Genomic DNA, 20,487 nt, shown 5'->3' with positions numbered 1-20,487 from the left:
TGTTTCTCCTAATGATTCGATGGTTTTAAAAACGCCAACCAGCGTTGTTCCAATTTACGAAAGATCCAAATGAGGATAAATGCCAGACAGGCATACAGCACAGCGGCAATGCCAAAGGCATCAAACGTGGCATAAGTGGCAGCATTGACATCCCGTGCAATTTTGAGAATATCAGGCACGGTTGCAGTGAAGGCAATGGTGGTTGCATGCAGCATCAAAATGACTTCATTACCATAAAACGGCAATGCTCGACGTAGCATAGATGGAATAATAATGCGGGTATAGCGTTTCCAAGGCGACATTCCAAAGGCTTTTGCCGCCTCAATTTCGCCGTAGGGAATCGAACGTATCGCCCCTGCAAAAATTTCAGTGGTATAAGCTGCTGTATTGAGTGCAAACGCTAAAATGGTGCAATTAAGTCCTTCTCTAAAAAACTCATCGAGCCGTTCATGGGCATGGACAAATTCGAGGCTATAAATCCCGGTATAAATAATCAGTAGCTGCACATATAAGGGAGTACCACGGAAAATATAAGTAAAAAACCAAACAGGTCCACGTACAAAAGCATGCTCAGAAACTCGAGCAATTGACAAAGGCACAGCCAGAACAAAACCAATCGCAATCGATAAGACCAGTAGCCATGCGGTCATGGCGACCCCAGTCATTTGAAAACCATCGGTCCACAGATAGGACTGCCAGTATTGTTGAATAATTTCAATCATAGTTGTCCCTTTTTCACACCAGCAGAATAACGACGTTCCAGCCACATGAGAATCAAATTCGAAAGGGTGGTGATGGCCAGATAAATGACGGCTGCAACAATACTGAAATAGAACACTTGCATGCTGCTTCGACCTGCATCTTGGGTAATTTTGACGATGTCGGTCAAACCAATTAAGGACACCAAGGCAGTGGCTTTGATGAGGACTTGCCAGTTATTGCCAATCCCCGGTAAGGCAAAACGCATCATTTGTGGAAAGAGGACACGCCTGAAGACTTGAAATGGGGTCATGCCATAGGCATATGCAGCTTCAAGTTGACCTTTGGGGACGGCTTGAAATGCGCCACGGAAGGTTTCCGTAAAATAGGCCCCATAAATAAAGGCTAAAGTAATCACCCCTGCCACAAAGGGATTGATGTCAATTTGCTCCATATGAATCGATTCGGTAATCGAGTTCAATCCAAGTTGCAGGCTATAGAACAACAACAACATGATCACCAGATCAGGAACACTACGAATGAGCGTGGTATAGAGGGTTGCAACATGACGTAAGATTTGAATACGAGAAAGTTTGGCACTTGCCCCAAACAATCCAATAATGATCGAAAGTACCAGTGATAACAAAGCAAGCTGTATGGTCATCCAAGTGCCACTGAGTAATACGGGACCATAGCCAGACAGAAACATACTCAGTTTCTCCGAGTAAAAATATAATATTTTATAAATCAGCAATATATATAGGGTGTCGGTATTTAACCGACACCCTATAAATTAATAAATGCTGAAGGAGAAGTATTTTTTCTCGAGTTTCTTATAGGTGCCGTCGGCAATAATTTCAGCTAACGCTTTATCAATATTCTTTTTCAGATCGACATCTTCTTTACGTAAGCCGATTGCAGCCCCCACACCGAGTGTTTTGGCATCGACCACATTATTACCTGCAAAAGCAAAGCCTTTACCTTTCGCCGATTTTAGGAAACCTGCATCGACCATAATCGCATCTTGTAATGTTGCATCTAGACGTCCCGAAACCATGTCTTGGTAAAGCACATCTTGGTTTGGATAAGGAACTACATTGACACCTTTAGGCGCCCAATAGGCTTTTGCATAGCCTTCTTGAATCGTACCTTGTTGTACACCCACACGTTTGCCTTTTAGGGATGCAGGCGTAGGGAGTAAAGGAGAGCCTTTCTTCGCGACCATGCGGGTAGGCGTGTTGTAAATTTTATTACTAAACGCGATTTGTTTTGCACGATCCGTAGTGACCGTCATTGAAGACAGAATACCGTCGAATTTCTTCGCTTTGAGCGCAGGAATCATCCCATCAAAGGAGTTTTCTACCCACACGCATTTGGCTTTTAATTTGGCACAAATAGCATTGCCCAAGTCGATGTCAAAACCGACCAGCTTATTGTCTGGTGTTTTATATTCAAAAGGTGCATATGCGGATTCTGTGCCAAAACGAATGGTTTTCCATTCTTTTGCTTGGACAGTACTGCTCAGTGCTACGGCTACGAATGTAGTAGAAAGTAGTAATTTTTTTTGCCAGTTTTTCATTTTAAATATAGCCATCCGTAAAAAATCAAATCTAGGAAATAAGACGAAGATAGAATTTACCCTACTGAGTACTTTTGAATAAAAGCAACATCTATACCAGCTTTCTGCTCTTAGGGGATCGATGGATCTTGTCGCCATGAGAGATGAGGAAATAAGGGTATTTTTTCGGTTGGAATAATTTTTATCTGAGAACGTCCTGTTCATATGTTTTTATCATATTAAAAAACAAATTCAATACATAGTTGAAATATACCGGAAGTCTTGTGCGCTATGGCGTACAGGAATGTTGTTTTATTCGCAGCAATTTTATGTTCTGGCTAGCTATTATTGGCGCTGAGTCACCTATAAAAAAACCGAGCGATTAAGCTCGGTTTTTTTGAATCTGTAACTGATTAGATATCAGAAAGGTCGATACCTAAACGTGCAGCAACTTCTTCATAAGCTTCAACCACACCACCTAAACCTTGACGGAAACGGTCTTTGTCGAGTTTTTTCTTGGTTTCTTTGTCCCATAGACGACAACCGTCTGGAGAGAACTCATCACCAAGAACAATACGGTCGTGGAATACGCCAAACTCAAGTTTGAAGTCCACAAGTAGCATGCCACCTTGGTCAAATAAGTTTTTAAGAACTTCGTTCACTTGGTAAGTGAGGACTTTCATTTGCTCAAGTTGCTCAGCAGTTGCCCAACCTAAAGCAATCGCTTGAGACTCATTGACCATTGGGTCACCAAGCGCATCATCTTTGAAGAATAATTCGAAAGTCGGCGGTGTTAATTCCTTGCCTTCTTCTACACCTAAGCGACGGCATAAAGAACCTGCTGCATAATTACGAATTACACATTCAACAGGGATCATGCTGAGTTTTTTCACTAGAACTTCTGTTGGAGAAAGAAGTTTTTCAAAGTGAGTCTCAATGCCAGCCGCAGCCAATTTATCCATGATAAAGGCGTTAAAACGGTTGTTCACCTTACCTTTACGATCTAGTTGTTCGATCTTTTCACCATTGAATGCCGAAGCATCATCACGAAAGACTAAAATCAGGTGGTCTGCACTGTCTGTTTCATAGACAGATTTCGCTTTACCAGTATAGAGCAAGGTTTGTTTTAACATGAGGGAACCTTTTTCAAAAAAAAATGCCTAGTACGACTAGGCTGGCCAATTTTGGTAAATCTGGGTTAACAATTCTGTGGCTTTTTCAGGCGCTGCAAAACTGTTATCGGCATTGAACACAGCGAGGTTGTTGCTGCTACCGACCGCGGTCAGTCTTAACACATAGACCTGTTGATCGATTTTAATGGTTGCTTCATAACCATTTTTGCTTTGACCAACAATTTGATGGTTGAGGCTGCTGAGGGTGGCAAGCGTATATTGCCAAATTGTAGCAGAATTTCCCTCAATTTTGAGCAGTGGATTCTTATTTCCGTCAATAATCAATTGAGGGCGGCTCACAGCTGTATCAACTGTTTCCGTTGATTCTGCATTCGACATGACTTGAGCAGCTTGAGGGCGCGGCATTGCAAAACGGTTTCCGCGTTTGTTTTCAAGTACAGGTGCATTTTCAAGAGCGAGCGCTTCAACCGTTGGAGCTGGATACAACGGCGTTGCAGGTCGAACCATAGAGCCTTCAGGGTACTTAAGAGGTTCTAAGGTTGCTGTTTCTTTATAGTCCAAACTACCGTTATTGACTGCAAGGGAACTACAACCCGCTAAACTGACAACTGAAAGTGCGAGAGTAAGACCTAAACGTAATTGCATATTGATGTGCTCTTTATTTAATGACACCCGCCGTTGTGAGTGCTTCACGGAGCGGTGTGCGATATTGTTCTGCAAGTGGTGTTAATGGTAAACGAATACCCGTTTCGATTAACTCCATTTCATGAAGTGCCCATTTCACAGGAATTGGGTTTGATTCGCAAAATAGAATTTCGTGTAAATTTGCAACTTGGGTATTTAGGTTTTCTGCTTTTTCAGCTTCGCCTGCCAGTGCTGCCGCGCAAACATCGCTCATTTCTTTTGGTGCAACGTTTGCAGTCACAGAAATATTGCCTTTTGCTCCCGACAGAATCAGTTGATAAGCTGTTGCATCATCACCTGAATAGACGGTCATCGCTTTACCAGCAAGGCCTTCGAGCAGTGCTTGACCACGAGGGACATCACCTGTGGCATCTTTGATGCCCACAATTTGAGGAATATCGGCCAAACGAATGACCGTTTCATTCGCCATATCGACACCCGTACGACCAGGTACGTTATACAGAATTTGAGGAAGATCAACAGCTTCAGCAATAGCTTTATAATGCTGATACAGGCCTTCTTGGGTCGGTTTATTATAATAAGGGGTAACCAGAAGAGCAGCATCTGCACCGAGTTCCTTGGCTTCTTTAGTCAACTCGATGGCTTCACGCGTTGAATTCGCGCCAGTCCCCGCAATAATAGGGATGCGTTTGTTCGCGACACGAATGATTTCTTTAATCACTTGTGTATGCTCTTTCATGCTTAGAGTAGACGCTTCACCCGTTGTACCGACAGCAACAATGCTATTTGTGCCTTGTGCGATGTGCCACTCAACGAGCTTCTCTAGACCCTTCCAATCTACGCTGCCATCTTCAAACATAGGGGTGACGATTGCGACAATTGAGCCTTGGATGGTCTGTGCTTGCTGAGTCATTTTAAAAAAATATCCTATTTGTCCATCCAGTTAGGCCAGAAAAACATAAGATTGGATGGGTGCGTATTTTAATTTATAGCATTTTCAAAGCGCTGATGCATTGAATAATGCTTATGCAAATTATGAACGAACACAACATGAAGAACAATATGCTTTAGTCAAAGTGTATAAAAACTTTATCTTTCGCTACAAAAATACAGCTTGTTCAAATGGTAGACAAAGAAAAGCATCTTATTTTGCGTCTGAAAAGGGCGTTTTGCATAACCTATGGCCATGGATTGAAGTATTTAATGAAAGGACATTCTTCATCTCAATCGAGTATTAGAAGCCGATCAAATTGAATATTGGGTTATAAACTTCTATAAACGTCAGGATTTTGCATGATTATACGAGTTCTCTAAGTATGTGTGACATCGTCCTTTTAACGTTATAGATCAATGTCCAGTATTTTGTTCTATATTCTATCTTCGCTTCAATTTGCCACAATACCCATTGCACTCAAGGCTGCGGTCATTTAATTTTGACCCGCGAGGATGAATACTGTTTTATAAATTAAGCTAAACTTGGCCTTCGAGCGCAGAACTAAAAGGACAGAGAAGAATGCAGAAGAATATGGCATTGATTGTGGTGGATGTACAAAATGGTTTTACGCCTGGTGGAAATTTGGCGGTAGCAGGATCAGATCAAATTATTCCTAAAATTAATCAGATTGGCGATTATTTTGACACTATTGTACTCACCCAAGATTGGCATCCTGAAAATCACGTTTCTTTTGCAGACAACCATCCCGATCAACAGGCCTTTCAAACGATTGAATTAGACTACGGCACACAAGTACTCTGGCCACGTCACTGTGTACAAGGCACACAGGATGCTGAACTGCATCCCGATCTTGAACTTGCCAAAGCGCAGTTGATCATTCGTAAAGGATGTCATGCGCATATTGATAGTTATTCTGCTTTTTTAGAAGCCGATCATAAGACCCAGACGGGACTCGCAGGCTATTTAAGAGAGCGTGGGATTGATACGGTATTTATTGTTGGGATTGCAACTGACTTTTGTGTGGCATGGACGGCAATTGATGCCTGTAAACTCGGTTTTCAAACCTATGTGATTGCCGATGCGACCAAAGGCATTGATTTACATGGTTCTTTACAACATGCATGGCAAGACATGCTGGCCCATGGTGTGAAACGTCTGTATTGCAGAGATATTGTGCAACAATATGCCGTGAACTGATGCGTTGAACCAATCGGCTCACCTCAATTACCAGTATAGACATTATAAAAACATGCAGTAGGGAAAGGTCATGGGCACTTTTTTAAAATTTACCGCTTGGATTCAAAAAACCTTTGCTCTGTGGGTGGTGTTATTTGCAGGCATTGCGCTCCTGAGCCCTGAAATTTTTGTCTGGCTGAAAGCTTATATCACGTGGATGTTAGGGCTGATCATGTTTGGTATGGGCATGACCATGACAGTAGATGATTTTAAAGGTGTGATGCAAAGTCCTAAAGCGGTTGCAATTGGGGTGGCAGCTCAGTTTGTGGTGATGCCAAGCGTGGCTTATCTGCTGTGTTTATTGTTTAGCTTGCCGACTGAAATTGCGATCGGGGTGATTTTGGTAGGTTGCTGTCCGGGCGGCACCGCATCCAATGTGATTACTTATATGGCGAAAGGCAATACGGCTTTGTCTGTCGCATGTACCACGGTATCGACCTTATTGGCGCCTGTGTTGACTCCCGCGATTTTCTATCTGCTGGCCAGCCAATGGATTGAAATTAATGCATGGTCGATGCTGAGTTCAATTTTGCAAGTGGTTCTGTTCCCGATTATTTTAGGGCTGGTGGTACGTGCTGTGCTGAAACATAAAGTCGAAAGCTATATTTCGGTGATGCCCTTAATTTCAGTGGTCGCGATTGTGCTGATTGTGGCGGCGATTATTGGCGGCTCAAAAGCACAAATTTTAGAATCAGGCTTATTGATTTTAGCTGTGGTGGCATTACATAACGCGATTGGTTATTTACTTGGCTTTGCAGCAGCACGGATGTTTCACTTGCCACATGCTGACTGTAAAGCGGTTTCGATTGAGGTCGGTATGCAAAACTCAGGACTAGGCGTGGCTTTGGCGGCTGTGCATTTTGCAGCTTCACCAATTACGGCAGTACCCAGCGCGATCTTTAGTTTGTGGCATAACATTTCAGGGCCAATATTAGCCAGCTATTGGGCCGCGAAAGCAGACGCTACAGCCAAGAAAAAAAAGTGAAAAGGAACATATGTCGGTTTGAATACTGTACACTGTTGCAGCTTTAAGCATAAAGTCAGGATGAATTTTCTATTTGGCATGAGGTTGTAACTAAACTGTCATAAAGACTACCTAACATCCCTGCCAAACACTTCATAACAGACTGTTGCAAACAGCATTGAGAGGGTATGGATAATTTTCAGCATTCATCGGCGACGTATTTTAACCGAGAGTTATCGTTATTTGAGTTTCATCAGCGGGTTTTAGCACAAGCATTAGATCCGAGTTTGCCAGTGCTGGAGCGTTTAACTTTTTTAATTATTTTTTCACGTAATTTAGATGAGTTTTTTGAAATTCGTATTGCAGGCTTGATGAAACAACGCGATATGAATGTGATAGCACGAACCCCTGATGCTGTTCCCACTGAAGTGATATTAGAAGACCTGTCCCAATCCATTCATCGTGCCGTCAAAAAACAGTTTGAAGTTTTAAATCATTCGATTTTGCCTGAGTTACAAGCGCAAGGTATTCAGTTCATCCAGTTCCAAGACATTTTAGAAAAACATAAAGCATGGATTGCAGAATATTTTGCCAAAGAAATCCAACCGGTTTTGACCCCAATCAGCTTAGATCCGTCACACCCTTTTCCTCGCCTCGTGAATAAAAGTTTGAATTTCATTGTGAGTTTACAAGGTAAAGATGCTTTTGGACGAAGCATTGAGATGGCGATAGTCCCTGCACCGCGCTCATTACCGCGTTTAATTCAGATGCCGAAAAACGTGGCAGGCAATATCGACACGCAGATTTTTTTAACCGCAATGATTCAGCAGCACATCAGTGATCTGTTTCCAGGGATGAAAGCCACGGGTTGTTATGCTTTTCGTGTGACGCGTAATGCTGATCTGATTTTGTCGGAAGATGTTGATGATTTGGCGGTTGCACTCAAAGATGAGCTGTCTTCACGCCGTTTTGGTCGCGCGGTGCGTTTAGAAATTGAAGATGACTGTCCCGAAGCGGTGATTGATTATCTGCTCAAGGAATTTGATTTAACTGAGCAGGAGCTTTATCGCATTGATGGGCCGATCAATCTTTCACGCCTCAGCACCAGTTGTGACCGGCCTGAATTAAAGCATCCAGTTTTTATTCCAGTCATTCCCAAAGTTTTGCGTAAACAAAAAAGTACCTTTGATACCTTAAAAGCACAGGATGTGTTGTTGCATCATCCTTTTGATTCTTTTCAGCCTGTGATTGGTTTATTAAAAGAAGCAGCAAAAGACCCAAATGTGCTGGCGATTAAACAAACGCTTTACCGGAGTGGGCCCGACTCTGAAATTGTACAAGTCTTGGCAGAAGCAGCACGAAATGGCAAGGAAGTCACAGCCGTGATTGAGTTACGGGCGCGTTTTGATGAAGAGTCGAACATTACCGTGGCGAATATTTTGCAAGAAGCTGGGGCGGTGGTGGTGTATGGCATTGTCGGTTATAAAACCCATGCCAAAATGATTTTGATCGTACGCCGTGAAAATGCCCAGTTGATCCGTTATGCCCATCTGGGCACAGGCAATTATCATGCGGGCAATGCCTGTATGTATACTGATTATGGGTTGATGACCACACAGCCTGATATTTGTGAAGATGTACACCGTATGTTCCAAGAACTGACGGGAATGGGCAAAATGGCCAAGTTGAAGGCGTTGTTACATGCGCCTTTTACTTTACACAGTGAACTGTTAAAACTGATTGAGCAAGAAATTCAGTTTGCACAAGCCGGTCAAAAGGCGCATATCATCATTAAAGTCAATGCTTTAACGGAACCTCAGTTAATTGCCGCACTGTATCGTGCGTCACAAGCAGGGGTACAGGTCGATCTGATTATCCGTTCGATCTGTTGTTTGATTCCACAGGTCCAAGGCATGTCTGAGAATATTCGTGTGCGTTCGATTGTGGGCCGTTTTCTGGAACATACCCGCGTGTATTGTTTTGAGCATGGCGGTGAGAAAAAGCTGTACTGTGCCAGCGCAGACTGGATGGGACGTAATTTATTTTCGCGTGTTGAAACCTGCTTTCCAATATTGGATCGCGTTTTGAAAAAGCAGATTTATAAAGACGGATTAATCAGTTACTTAAATGATTGTTTGAATGCTTGGGAGCTACAAGCCGATGGTCATTGGCTTAAAGTGGCCTGTACCGATCCAGAGCAAAGGTATAGTGCGCAGCAACATTTAATTGCACAGAAGCAACTCAAAATTTAACAGTTGCCATAAAAAAAGCCTGACGTAGGTCAGGCTTTTTTTATGATTGGATGTAATTAAGAGGCTTTAGATTGTTTTGCTTTTAAAATTTCCGTTCTTAAGCTTTGCGCCAACTCTGCAGACTCCGCACCCATGCCATTGACCATAAAGGCATGACGGGTCAAGACATTGGTTGGATTAGGTAAATTCACCAATTGGTAACTTTCAGAAATGTCTTTCAATAATTCGTTGCTTAAATGTACGGCACTTTCTTTGGCCGATAACTGTTGGACCAAACGCTCAGCAGCTTGATTTGCAGACAGCTGCATCGCATCGACTGCAGTTGAAATGCCACAACGCGTTTGTAAAACAAAGCGCTTTTCTTCGCGGTAACGTTTATACAAAACCTCAGAAAGCAGTTGGAACACACTGCTGATCATCATTAAACATGGCACTGCATTGGGTGTGTCTGTCGACATGCTGAGGGTGGCACCATGCTCATTAAAGGATTGAACTGTAGTGATGTCCGAGCTGTTGAGTTTGTAGTGTTTTAAACAGAGCTCTGTGCTTTTATTGAGGAAAATCTGACACAAATTAAAGTATGGAATAGACACGGTTGTATTCACCGAGTCCATCAACTGTTTCGGGTCGTAGAATTGAATATTGAGTGCAACCGAATGATTATCCACGATCACGGGTTTTTGTTCTTTAGGTTTCGCACTGGTTTTGATTTGTTGTTGTGCTTGAGCAATCGCGACCGCAGTATGGTGTTTTTCCTGTTCAAGCGTTTGGGTTAAAACTTGAATTTCATGTTTTAAGCGGGATTCGTTATTGATCCGTGCCAAATATTCGGTACGGCTTGGGCGCGCAATGGCGCGATAAGCTAACCACAGTAAACCATGAATCGCTAAGGACAATAAAATCGCTAACCACTGAGTACGTAAAATCTCACCCATACTTGGTTTAATGAGCGTGATTTCAATGCTACCCACTTTCTTTTCATTTTGCAGCGCATCACGGACAAATACTTCACCATCACGTGTTCGAACTTGTCCACCTGTCGCCAAGACTTGATTGTTGGCATCCAAAATACGAATGGAAGCTACGCTTGGGTTGGTCGCATAGCGATCCACCAAAAGCGCAAGGGAAACCGTGTTGGCAGGCTCCAGCTCTGCAAGACTGTCTGTGACCAATTGAGAGGTCATCAGTTGGCCTTGGTTGGCACGGTTTTCATTCAGTTGATGAGTCGTTGCCAATACCAATAAAAAGGTATGTAAAGCAAAACTTACAATTAATAGGCTAGCAAATAGCCCTTGTCTAGGCGCATTCAACGTAAACTTCCAAAGAAAATATATTCAATTTCGATTATGATTCTAACAATAGTCGTAGCTCAGACCCGAGTCAATTCATGCGAGAAATCATTCTTATTTCATTTTTAGGACCAGACCAACCTAATCAGTTCACTCGATTAATGCAGGTTTTGTCCACTCATTCATTACAAATTTTAGATGTCGGACAAGCAGTTATTCATAACCAATTGACCTTAGGTATTGTTATTTCTTCAGACGACCAAACTGCAACAGCTTTGGCGATGAAGGAAATTCTAATTTTAGCACATGATATTGGTTTAACTGTACGTTTTAAACCAATCACTACAACTGAATATGACCAGTGGGTGAGTGAAGGTGGGCGGACGCGTTATATCGTCACGGCTTTGGCGCCAGAGCTTGAGGCGTCTCACTTACAAGCAGTTACAAATATTGTGTCTAACCAAGGTTTCAACATCGAAACCGTGACCCGTTTGTCAGGTCGTCCAGTCTTAAATGGCGAAGTCGATGGACCGAAACGCGCCTGTGTTCAATTCGGTTTAAGTGGTCAAATGCTGGATGCCGCAGCCATGCGTGCAGCCTGTTTACGTTTGTCACATGAACTGAATGTCGATGTAGCTGTACAAGAAGACAATGCCTACCGTCGTAACCGCCGTTTGGTGTGTTTTGACATGGACTCGACCTTAATCGAGCAAGAAGTGATTGATGAGTTGGCGATTGAAGCGGGTGTCGGCGCACAAGTCGCTGAAATTACGGAACGTGCAATGCAGGGTGAGCTAGATTTTCAACAAAGCTTCCGTGCACGTGTCGCACTACTCAAAGGGATGGACGCCTCTGTCCTACCTAAAATTGCAGAACGTCTGACCGTTACAGAAGGTGCTGAACGCTTAATTTCGACTTTAAAAGCGTTGGGCTACCACACGGCTATTTTGTCGGGTGGTTTCCAGTACTTTGCAGAGTATCTACAAGCCAAACTTGGCATCGATGAAGTTCATGCCAATGTCTTAGACGTTGAAAATGGCGTGGTGACGGGCGAAGTTAAAGGTCACATCGTGGATGGTGCACGTAAGGCATTATTATTACGTGAGTTAGCCGATAAGATGGGCATTTCTCTTGAGCAGGCGATTGCAGTGGGCGATGGTGCAAATGATTTACCGATGCTGTCGATTGCTGGCTTAGGTGTAGCTTTCCGTGCGAAACCGCTGGTGAGACAAAACGCCAATCAAGCCATTTCAAGTGTCGGCTTAGATGGGGTGTTGTATTTATTGGGTGTGCACGATAAAGACCTAAATCGTGCTTAAAGCATCTCGGTGTTATCAAAAACGCAGCCTTTGAGCTGCGTTTTTTTGTTGCAAATTTAAGCGAAAAACGATGAGCGGTTAGTGAAAAATGTCGATAAAAACAACGATCAACAGAATTGGAAAAAATATTTTTAAGCGCTGAAAATACGGGTTTTATTTTGTAATGACACGCCAAGACTGAGCGCGTCTTTGTTTTGGAAAAGTTCAAATCTAAAAAAATGTAATGACAATATAATATGGCGACAAGGTATGTCGCATTCTAAAAATACAAGCCTTTTTTTCTTTTCAAAACTGCTCATAATGCATGCATAGAGTTTGAAAGCTACACAATCCATTAATTTTAAACGGTATCGGGGATGAGTTCAGCACAGTGTATCAGTCGCCTGAATTTATCTTAGACGGAGGTTTTTATGGTAACAGCGAATTTAGCAACCATCGTTGGCTTAAGTTTAGTCGCCGCTGCGTTAATTGCTGTTTTCTTTTCGCCTTATCGTCGCTGGTTGAGTTTTATGGTGGCGGGTATGGTGTTTTGGGGAATCTTGGAAGTCATTCGCCTAGGTGTGCAAGCAGTGTTTGAAATGCCGATCACTTATAGCTACTTAACTGCTTTAACTTCAGCGATGCTTATTGTGACGATGTTGCTTCTACGTGAAGACCGTCGCGCAGAACGTGCACTGGCGCAGCGCCGTTGTATTGAACATACACCTGTATATGAAGATGACCAACAGCAGTGTTCTAGCCGCTAAGTCATAACCTCATACCGTAAAAGAAGATGCCTAGAGCATCTTTTTTACGTTCTTACATGATTGTTATACAAAGCCTAGCGGTAAAAATGGCAACTTGTGGTAGCATTGAAAACAGTCAATTTATCAACAATTACAATAGGCTTTCATGTCATGAAACTATCTTCAATTCCTGTGGTTAAACTTCCATTGGTTGATGTCAGCACGGATCCGCTGGATTTAATGGTTACTGGTTTGGCACTTCGTATGAAACAGCTGGCGCGTACCAGTCCAAAATTTATTGAATTAGTTCATGAACGTCAGTTCCGTATTCAAATTGGTACGGATCTGGGTATGGCACGCCAAATTATTGTGAACAATGGTCAGATTGATACCGTTTCAGGTGATGCTGAAAAAGCCGATTTTATTTTACAGTTTGCGGACAGTGAGCAGGGTGTGAAAACTTTAATCAAAGGTGACCCAACCGCATTTATGACGGGCATGCAAAACGGCAGCATTAAAATGGAAGGTGATTTTGGTCTCTTAGTTTGGTTTAACCAAGTTGCAAAATTGGTTCCACCCAAGCTACCAAAGCCTGTGAAAGCAAAAATTAAAGCCGCTCGCGCGTTTTTGAAAGAAAAAACCGGTAAGTAAAAAGATTTTTTAAACATCTCGATTCCGTCTCCTTTATAAAAGGCAGATTGAGCGCAATGAAATCGAAAAAGCCCTCTATCGAGGGCTTTTTTATGCATGGTGTTTTTATTCGATTTCTAAATTGAAAGTTACGGGCCCATCATTGACCAAATGTACTTTCATATCAGCAGCAAAAATACCGGTTTGCACATGCTCAAACTGAGTCTTGGTATATTCAACCAGTTGTTCGTATAAGGCCTCGGCATCATTCGGTGGCATGGCTGGTCCAAAGTCAGGACGTAAACCTTTTTGGGTGTGCGCCATCAAGGTGAATTGAGAAACCAGAAGAATTCCACCACCAGCTTGGCTGACATTCCAGCCCATTTTGCCTTGTTCGTCGTCAAAAAAACGATACTTTAAAATTTTATCGATCAGTTTTTTGCCTTTGTCTAAAGTGTCTTCTTTCCCAAGACCTAAGAAAACCAAGATACCGTGTTGAATTTCGCCTGTGGTTTCACCATCGACCACCACTTTGGCTTCGAGAACGCGTTGTAATAAGGCCCGCATGACTGATTTTATCTACCATTTGATTGTGCAGACTGAAATTGTAGCAAACCAAGTGCAGCACAGGAGAGATATCGATTGAAAAAACAAGGCCGTTGCGTTGATATCCATAGCAATGTTTAAGTAAAAGAACATAGGCCAAGAGCGATACAATAAAGACATCAACACTTGGATTCTGAATCAAGAGAAACAAGAAATGTCCCGAGTAATTGGTCGAATAGCAAGACCGAATTACCAAAACATGGCTATGCAGCTTAAAAAAATGTGCTTTAATGCAATAAGTTGCTAAAAACCGAAAATGATATGTCTGCCATCATCCAATCCTTATTAGATACTGATCTGTACAAATTTACGATGCTACAGGTGGTCCTGCATAAGTTTCCCCAAGCGCATAGTGTGTACCAGTTCCGTTGTCGCAATTTGGATGACACCGTCTATCCTTTGGTCGACATTCTCGATGATTTAAACCACCAATTAGATTTGCTCTGCCAATTACGTTTTCAAGACGATGAACTGCAATACCTGCGCGGTTTGCGCTTTATCAAAAGTGATTTTGTCGATTATTTAGAGTTGTTTCAGCTCAAACGCCGCTTTATTGTGGCCAGTATTGATCATCAAGGCCGTTTAGACATTCGAATTGAAGGGCCGATGGTTCAAGCCATGATGTTTGAAATCTTTGTGCTTGCCATCGTCAATGAGCTGTATTTCCGCCGTATTCGAAGCGAAGAGGTGATGGCTGAGGGCGAACGTCGCTTACAGGCCAAAGTGGCTTTATTAAAACACTATGAAACATCGCAAACGTCAAATGATCCCCCATTTTTAGTTTCTGATTTTGGTACGCGGCGACGTTATAGTTTGGCGTGGCAAAAACATGTGATTGAGGTGTTTAATCAAGCTGCACCACATATTTTCCGTGGTACCAGTAATGTCTTAATTGCGAAGCAATTGGGCCTAACCCCGATTGGCACCATGGCACATGAATTCCTACAAGCATTCCAAGCGTTGGATGTACGTTTACGTAATTTCCAAAAATCAGCACTGGAAACCTGGGTACAAGAGTACCGTGGTGATTTAGGTATTGCCTTGACGGATGTGGTGGGGATGGATGCATTCCTGCGTGATTTTGATTTGTATTTTGCCAAGCTGTTCGATGGTTTGCGTCATGACAGTGGCGACCCGTATGAGTGGGGCGATAAAGCCTATGCTCACTATAAAAAGCTGAAAATTGACAGTAAAACCAAAATGCTGACCTTTAGTGATGGACTGAATTTAGAGAAAGCGTGGGATCTGCACAATTATTTCAAAGACCGTTTCCAAGTCAGCTTCGGGATTGGCACCAATTTGACCAATGATATGGGACAAACTCCTTTAAATATTGTGCTTAAACTGGTCGAGTGTAATGGCCAGTCGGTTGCGAAAATCTCAGACAGTCCGGGTAAAACGATGACGGATAACGACACCTTTTTAGCGTATTTACGTCAGGTTTTTGAGATTGCTGAAGCAGAAGCCAATTAATCCAAAATATATACCATGCCAGAATCTGTTCTGGCATTGTTGTATTAAAAAATTGATGAATAGTGATATCTATAATTCTGCTAAAAGAATGCAAAAAATCAGAATAATTGTAAAAATGAGTTGTGCTAAGATCAAAGCATAATCTGAAAACATACGAAATAATATGACACATTCTGCCTTTGATTTTGGCTTGTTGATAGACGCAGAGCAGTTGGTTCCGCATTTAGGGAATGACAAATTACGCATCGTCGATTTAAGTCGAGCTTCAGTCTATGACCAATTGCATATTCCACATGCTTTACATTTAAAGCCAAAATTTTTGGTGCGCCAAGATGAACAAGCCACCGGTCTACTTCCTGATGTGGAAGGTTTACAAGAGCTGATTCGTTATTTGAATATTTCACCTGAGCATCATGTGGTGGTTTACGATGATGAAGGTGGCGCATGGGCAGGGCGTTTGATTTGGAATTTACACTGCTTAGGTTTTGAAAATACCAGCTTGCTGAATGGTGGAATTCATGCATGGCTTGCAGCAGGACTTCCAACCACTTCCGAAGTGGAGCAGTTTGAACCTGTCAGTGCTTTAGTACAGGTCGATCAAGCCAAAATACAGCAGTATCGAATTGAATATGCTGAGTTATTAGAGAAAGTTCAAAGCAGCCAAGTCCAACTCTGGGACTGCCGCACAGAAGACGAATATACCGGCCTGCGCCTTGCAGCGCGACGCGGCGGTCACATTCCAAATGCACTACATTTTGAATGGAGTACTGCCCTTAACCGTGAAAATCATTTAAGATTGCACCCTTTAGAACGCACGCAGCAACGCTTAGAACAATTGGGTTTTAACTTAAATGAACCTGTGGTGGTGTACTGTCAGTCACATCACCGTTCAGGACTGGCTTATATTTTAGGTCGTTTATTGGGTTGGAATATTCAGGCGTATGACGGTGCGTGGAGTGAATGGGGCAACCGCCTCGACAGTCCTATCATTACCGGAGAGATGCCGTCTTGAGCCTCACATCACGCTTAAAAAAACAAATTTTCATTCAAGCTCAACGTGTTGTACCCCAACATCAGTTATCACGTGTCGTGGGCAGAGTCGCAGCCAGCGAAAATCCGATTGTGAAAAATGCGGTCATCACCGCGTTTAAAGCGCAGTACGGCATTGATATGTCGATTGCTGAGCAGAGCAATGCACTGAAGTTTAAGTCCTTTAATGAATTCTTTACCCGTGCATTAAAAGAGGGTGTACGTGATATTGATACCGATGTGACCAGTATTGTATCGCCTGCGGATGGTGCGATTTCACAGTTGGGTCCAATTGTGGAAGGGGATATTTTCCAAGCCAAAGGACAAAAATTCACCGTTGATAATTTAATTGCAGATCCGCAATTGGCTGAACCGTTTAAAAATGGTCAGTTTGCAACGGTGTATTTATCGCCTAAAGATTATCACCGTGTGCATATGCCATTTGCAGGCACATTGACGGAAACCTTATATGTGCCGGGTGAATTGTTCTCGGTCAATCAAACCACTGCTGAAAACATTCCAGGCCTGTTTGCCCGCAATGAACGTATGGTTTGTTTATTTGATACGGAAATCGGCCGTATGGCCGTGGTTCTCGTTGGCGCCATGATTGTGGCGGGGATTGAAACTGTTGCGACAGGAAAAGTGAAGCCTACTGGCCGTTTAGAGCTAAATCAGCATGACTTGTTCTTGGACAAAGGTGCTGAACTCGGTCGTTTCTACCTAGGCTCAACCGCTGTGGTACTGTTTGAAAAAGACAAAATGACGTGGGATGCAGCCTTTAAAGCCAACTCGACTGTGGTGATGGGTGAAGCGATGGGACATACAGTTTAATCGTGTCAGCTCTAGGTCACCGTCCTTGTTAAACGGACGGTGAGAGACAAAAAAAGCACCGATATCGGTGCTTTTTTCATGCTTTTGAAGAAAGAGGTTTATTCAGGATTATAGGTGCGTTCTTTGGGGAAAATCACTTTAAAAATAGAGCCTTGATTTTCTTTGGATTCAATTTCTAAATGAGCTTGGTGTTGCATTAACACATGTTTCACAATTGCTAACCCTAAGCCTGTGCCACCCGTTTGTCGACTGCGCGCGCTGTCAACACGGTAGAAGCGTTCGGTTAAACGGGGCAAGTGCTTAGGATCAATACCGATACCAGTATCTTCCACGGTAAAATAAGCCTGTTCACCATTGTCATGCCAACCCATGGTCACCGTTCCGCCTTTCGGCGTGTATTTGATGGCATTGGTAATCAGGTTACTAAAAGCACTGGCTAATTCCATATCTGAACCGATTAAGTCGCAGTGACTGTCAATGTCGAGATTGAGCGTATGCCCATAATCAATATTATAGGCATGTGCATCGTCATAAAGTTGGTTCATTAAGCTAGGCATGTCAATGATTTGATTTTTAGCAATTTGCTTGTCATTTTCTAGGCGTGACAGTAAGAGCAAATCATTCACCAAGGCATTCATGCGTTTGGCCTGTGCTTGCATTTGGTCAAAGGCCCGCTTCCAACGTGGGTTGAGGTCTTCTTGGTCTGTAAAGGTTTCAATATAACCACTGAGTACCGTCAGTGGTGTACGTAGTTCATGTGAAATATTATCAACAAAGTCTTTACGCATTTGTTCGAGATTATGCATACGGGTCACGTCATAGGCGACCAGTAAGCGACTTTCTCCACCAAATCGGGTCATTTTGACTTGAACATAATGTTCATCAAAACTGGATGACTTCATTTTTAAGCCATCTGGTGCCGCATCAATATTATTGTAATAATCCACAAAACTCGGTTGGCGTAATAAAGTCAAAATATTACGGCCACGGTCATTTTGTTCGATGCCTAATAACCGTTCTGCGGCAGGGTTCCACCATTCAATTTGTTGCATGTCATCGATCAGCACCACGGCTTCTTGCAAAGCGACCAATGATGACTGCGCCCGATCAATCAACCCGACCATTTCCGCTTGTACAATCCGTTCTTGGCGCTGTGCCCGATAGACATTGAACAATAATGCTCCCCAAATGCCCCCAAGGTTGGGTGGAACTTCGTAGGGACGATTGGAAATCCAGTCATTGACCAAATACAAAGAGCGCATTTGCAGAATGAAAAAAACGGCAAAAGCAAAGGAGATACACGTCCAAAAATAACCGACGCCAAAGCCAATCAAGCTTGCAATCAGCAAGAAAAAGGCAAGGAGACGTAAGTCCTGTTTGGCAAAGCCCCATAAACTGCTGTATCGCGTTTTTTTATGCTCGCGTGCAAGTTCAGGGACCGGGTAGGGTTCATACATAAAACAAAATTAACCTAGGGCGATATCCGCACGTGTAGAGAATCGATAGCCTGTACCCCGAACTGTTTGCACAAAGCGATCTGCAGCATAAGGCTCAAGCACTTTACGTAAGCGGCGAATATGCACGTCGATGGTACGGTCTTCAATATACACGTTTCCGCCCCAGACTTGGTCAAGAAGTTGTGCACGGGTATAGGCACGCTCAGGATGAGTCATGAAGAAGGCTAGTAAACGATACTCGGTTGGCCCCATGTCGAGGAAATTATTGCCAAAGCTGACCCGTTGGCTGACAGGGTCTAAGATTAAGCCATTGGCATCAATCGATTTTTCACCACTGAGCGCGTTAGCGCGGCGTAAAACCGCTTTAATCCTTGAAACCAATTCACGGGTCGAAAACGGTTTAGTCATGTAGTCATCTGCACCAGCGTCCAGACCTTGTACTTTATGGTCTTCTTCACCACGTGCCGTGAGCATAATCACTGGAATTTCAGAGAGATTTTCATCGCGCTTGAGGCGACGACATAAGTCTACACCACTGACGCCACCAGGCATCATCCAGTCGAGCAAGATCAAAGCAGGACGCTGATCCACAATCATTTGGTGGGCTTGTTTTGCATCTTCGGCTTGTAAGCATTGAAAGCCTGCCATATCCAACGAGGTGTGAATCATTTCTCGAATGGGAAGTTCATCATCGACGATTAAAATGTAGTCATCTTTCACAACGCAATATCCTATTGTAGGTAACGGCAGGCCGTTTTAATTTTATGACAGGCTTATTACAAAGATTAATTATGACAGTATCATTGCAAAAAACAGACGATTGATGAAATTTGCAAAAAAATGTGACAAAAAATCGTCATATTGGGATTCAAAATTAATGGAAGTTTAATCTAAATTGCATTCGAAAATGCCGATCTCATCCAAGTGAAAAGTCTTAGACATCCAATTTTGCCCGTGTATTCGGGTCTGAAAAGGTTTCTAGGAGTGAAATAAATACAATACGACTGGAGGTTAAAACTTCTTCAAAGGATTGTTTAAACCCACTGACCACCCAACGGATCGCAATTTGTGTAACATAGCCATTGAGGCCTGTGGCGACCAGCGAAATTTCTCGTTCGGACCGGTTAATTTGCGGCATCATTAGCATGACAAAGGCTTGAATCATTCGGTCAAAACGGGTCATGGTTTCATGAATGGTGGCTTGGTTATGTAATTCTTGGACCAACATCGCATCGATATAAATAATACGCGCCATGCGGGGATTGTCTTTTAAGGTAGTGAGCAGGGCACGCAGTCCTGCATCAATCATTTTGTATGGATCTGAAGAGGCTTGCATGATGGCTTGCATGACATTGTGCTGTAACTCATCGATCAGCTTTAAAAAAATGGTTTGAAACAGCTGCTCACTTTTTTTAAACGACTCATAAAAATAACGTTCAGTAAGTTTGGCTTCATTACAAATATCTTTCACCGTCACGGCAAAAAAGCCGTGAGTACCGTAGGCTTCAATTCCTGCTTCAATGAGTTTTTCACGACGCAGCTGTTTACGTTCAGAAAGCGATAAGCCCTTGAATTGTCTTTCTTTGGTTTTATTATTATCGCTGTTTTTTTGTACTGGTTCAGATGCCGTCATTAGATTTCATCGCCCTATTTGAAAGCCAAGGTTTTGCATAGTTTAGCAATAAA

20 protein-coding genes are annotated in these 20,487 nt (G+C 42.8%); 9 read left to right on the top strand and 11 right to left on the bottom strand.

The genetic code is table 11. The features are described 5' to 3' along the window. Window positions 1-8 precede the first annotated feature (8 nt). The 6 genes from F986_RS03140 to dapA all read right to left on the bottom strand — a co-directional run bounded on the left by F986_RS03140 (window position 9) and on the right by dapA (window position 4,948). Complete coding sequence (locus tag F986_RS03140; protein ID WP_004691821.1) at window positions 9-722, bottom strand: ABC transporter permease; 714 nt, start codon at window positions 720-722, stop codon at window positions 9-11. Beyond that, window positions 719-1,408, bottom strand: coding sequence for an ABC transporter permease (locus tag F986_RS03135; protein ID WP_004691820.1), 690 nt, complete (start codon window positions 1,406-1,408; stop codon window positions 719-721). The genes F986_RS03140 and F986_RS03135 overlap by 4 nt, the downstream gene beginning before the upstream one ends. Window positions 1,409-1,492: 84 nt before the next feature. After that, the gene (locus tag F986_RS03130) at window positions 1,493-2,278 is read right to left on the bottom strand and encodes an ABC transporter substrate-binding protein (RefSeq protein ID WP_004691819.1); all 786 of its coding nucleotides are present in this window, start codon (window positions 2,276-2,278) and stop codon (window positions 1,493-1,495) included. Between the two features lie 392 nt (window positions 2,279-2,670). Then, on the bottom strand, window positions 2,671-3,390 hold the full coding sequence (gene purC, locus F986_RS03125; protein WP_004691818.1) for a phosphoribosylaminoimidazolesuccinocarboxamide synthase: 720 nt from the start codon (window positions 3,388-3,390) through the stop codon (window positions 2,671-2,673). A gap of 36 nt (window positions 3,391-3,426) precedes the next feature. Beyond that, on the bottom strand, window positions 3,427-4,035 hold the full coding sequence (locus F986_RS03120; protein WP_004691816.1) for a hypothetical protein: 609 nt from the start codon (window positions 4,033-4,035) through the stop codon (window positions 3,427-3,429). Window positions 4,036-4,048: 13 nt separating this feature from the next. Next, on the bottom strand, window positions 4,049-4,948 hold the full coding sequence (dapA, locus tag F986_RS03115; RefSeq protein WP_004691815.1) for a 4-hydroxy-tetrahydrodipicolinate synthase: 900 nt from the start codon (window positions 4,946-4,948) through the stop codon (window positions 4,049-4,051). 600 nt (window positions 4,949-5,548) lie between these two features. Between dapA and pncA the strand changes: the two genes are divergently transcribed. The 3 genes from pncA to ppk1 all read left to right on the top strand — a co-directional run bounded on the left by pncA (window position 5,549) and on the right by ppk1 (window position 9,442). Beyond that, entirely contained in the window at window positions 5,549-6,187 is a 639-nt protein-coding gene (pncA, locus tag F986_RS03105; RefSeq protein ID WP_004691814.1) for a bifunctional nicotinamidase/pyrazinamidase, read from the top strand. A gap of 70 nt (window positions 6,188-6,257) precedes the next feature. Beyond that, complete coding sequence (locus tag F986_RS03100; RefSeq protein ID WP_004691812.1) at window positions 6,258-7,211, top strand: bile acid:sodium symporter family protein; 954 nt, start codon at window positions 6,258-6,260, stop codon at window positions 7,209-7,211. Between the two features lie 167 nt (window positions 7,212-7,378). Further along, the gene (ppk1, locus tag F986_RS03095) at window positions 7,379-9,442 is read left to right on the top strand and encodes a polyphosphate kinase 1 (protein WP_004691811.1); all 2,064 of its coding nucleotides are present in this window, start codon (window positions 7,379-7,381) and stop codon (window positions 9,440-9,442) included. A gap of 56 nt (window positions 9,443-9,498) precedes the next feature. Here the strand turns inward: ppk1 and F986_RS03090 are convergent, their stop codons facing one another. After that, a complete protein-coding gene (locus F986_RS03090; RefSeq protein ID WP_004691810.1) occupies window positions 9,499-10,752 on the bottom strand; it encodes a hypothetical protein in 1,254 nt (417 codons plus the stop codon). A gap of 77 nt (window positions 10,753-10,829) precedes the next feature. Here F986_RS03090 and serB point away from each other — a divergent pair, with 77 nt between their 5' ends. The 3 genes from serB (at window position 10,830) to F986_RS03075 (ending at window position 13,426) form a co-directional block, all read left to right on the top strand. Then, window positions 10,830-12,050 carry a phosphoserine phosphatase SerB gene (gene serB, locus F986_RS03085; RefSeq protein WP_004691808.1) on the top strand — a complete coding sequence of 407 codons (1,221 nt, stop codon included), beginning with the start codon at window positions 10,830-10,832 and terminating at the stop codon, window positions 12,048-12,050. 410 nt (window positions 12,051-12,460) lie between these two features. Further along, window positions 12,461-12,796: a ciprofloxacin tolerance protein AciT gene (gene aciT, locus F986_RS03080; protein WP_004691806.1), complete on the top strand. Its 336-nt coding sequence runs from the start codon at window positions 12,461-12,463 to the stop codon at window positions 12,794-12,796. 150 nt (window positions 12,797-12,946) lie between these two features. Then, the gene (locus tag F986_RS03075; RefSeq protein WP_004691804.1) at window positions 12,947-13,426 is read left to right on the top strand and encodes an SCP2 sterol-binding domain-containing protein; all 480 of its coding nucleotides are present in this window, start codon (window positions 12,947-12,949) and stop codon (window positions 13,424-13,426) included. 105 nt (window positions 13,427-13,531) lie between these two features. On the opposite strand, the gene dtd is transcribed toward F986_RS03075, so the two are convergent. After that, entirely contained in the window at window positions 13,532-13,972 is a 441-nt protein-coding gene (gene dtd / locus F986_RS03070; RefSeq protein WP_004691802.1) for a D-aminoacyl-tRNA deacylase, read from the bottom strand. A gap of 300 nt (window positions 13,973-14,272) precedes the next feature. Here dtd and pncB point away from each other — a divergent pair, with 300 nt between their 5' ends. From pncB to asd, 3 genes are all read left to right on the top strand, one after another. After that, the gene (gene pncB, locus F986_RS03065) at window positions 14,273-15,484 is read left to right on the top strand and encodes a nicotinate phosphoribosyltransferase (protein WP_004691800.1); all 1,212 of its coding nucleotides are present in this window, start codon (window positions 14,273-14,275) and stop codon (window positions 15,482-15,484) included. Window positions 15,485-15,647: 163 nt separating this feature from the next. After that, a complete protein-coding gene (locus F986_RS03060) occupies window positions 15,648-16,496 on the top strand; it encodes a sulfurtransferase (protein WP_004691799.1) in 849 nt (282 codons plus the stop codon). Beyond that, window positions 16,493-17,344: an archaetidylserine decarboxylase gene (gene asd / locus F986_RS03055; protein ID WP_004691797.1), complete on the top strand. Its 852-nt coding sequence runs from the start codon at window positions 16,493-16,495 to the stop codon at window positions 17,342-17,344. The genes F986_RS03060 and asd overlap by 4 nt, the downstream gene beginning before the upstream one ends. A 98-nt stretch (window positions 17,345-17,442) precedes the next feature. Here the strand turns inward: asd and phoR are convergent, their stop codons facing one another. The 3 genes from phoR to F986_RS03040 all read right to left on the bottom strand — a co-directional run bounded on the left by phoR (window position 17,443) and on the right by F986_RS03040 (window position 20,434). After that, window positions 17,443-18,801 carry a phosphate regulon sensor histidine kinase PhoR gene (gene phoR, locus F986_RS03050; RefSeq protein ID WP_004691795.1) on the bottom strand — a complete coding sequence of 453 codons (1,359 nt, stop codon included), beginning with the start codon at window positions 18,799-18,801 and terminating at the stop codon, window positions 17,443-17,445. A 9-nt stretch (window positions 18,802-18,810) separates the two neighbouring features. Beyond that, window positions 18,811-19,521 (bottom strand): phosphate regulon transcriptional regulator PhoB, encoded by a 711-nt coding sequence (phoB, locus tag F986_RS03045; protein ID WP_004691794.1) that lies wholly within the window; start codon window positions 19,519-19,521, stop codon window positions 18,811-18,813. 214 nt (window positions 19,522-19,735) lie between these two features. Then, window positions 19,736-20,434 carry a TetR/AcrR family transcriptional regulator gene (locus tag F986_RS03040; protein WP_004691792.1) on the bottom strand — a complete coding sequence of 233 codons (699 nt, stop codon included), beginning with the start codon at window positions 20,432-20,434 and terminating at the stop codon, window positions 19,736-19,738. Window positions 20,435-20,487 lie beyond the last annotated feature (53 nt).

The organism is Acinetobacter johnsonii CIP 64.6, assembly GCF_000368045.1.
GTDB classification, from domain to species: domain Bacteria; phylum Pseudomonadota; class Gammaproteobacteria; order Pseudomonadales; family Moraxellaceae; genus Acinetobacter; species Acinetobacter johnsonii.
Note: the sequence above shows the minus strand (reverse complement) of the source record. Positions and strands in the feature narration are given on the sequence as shown.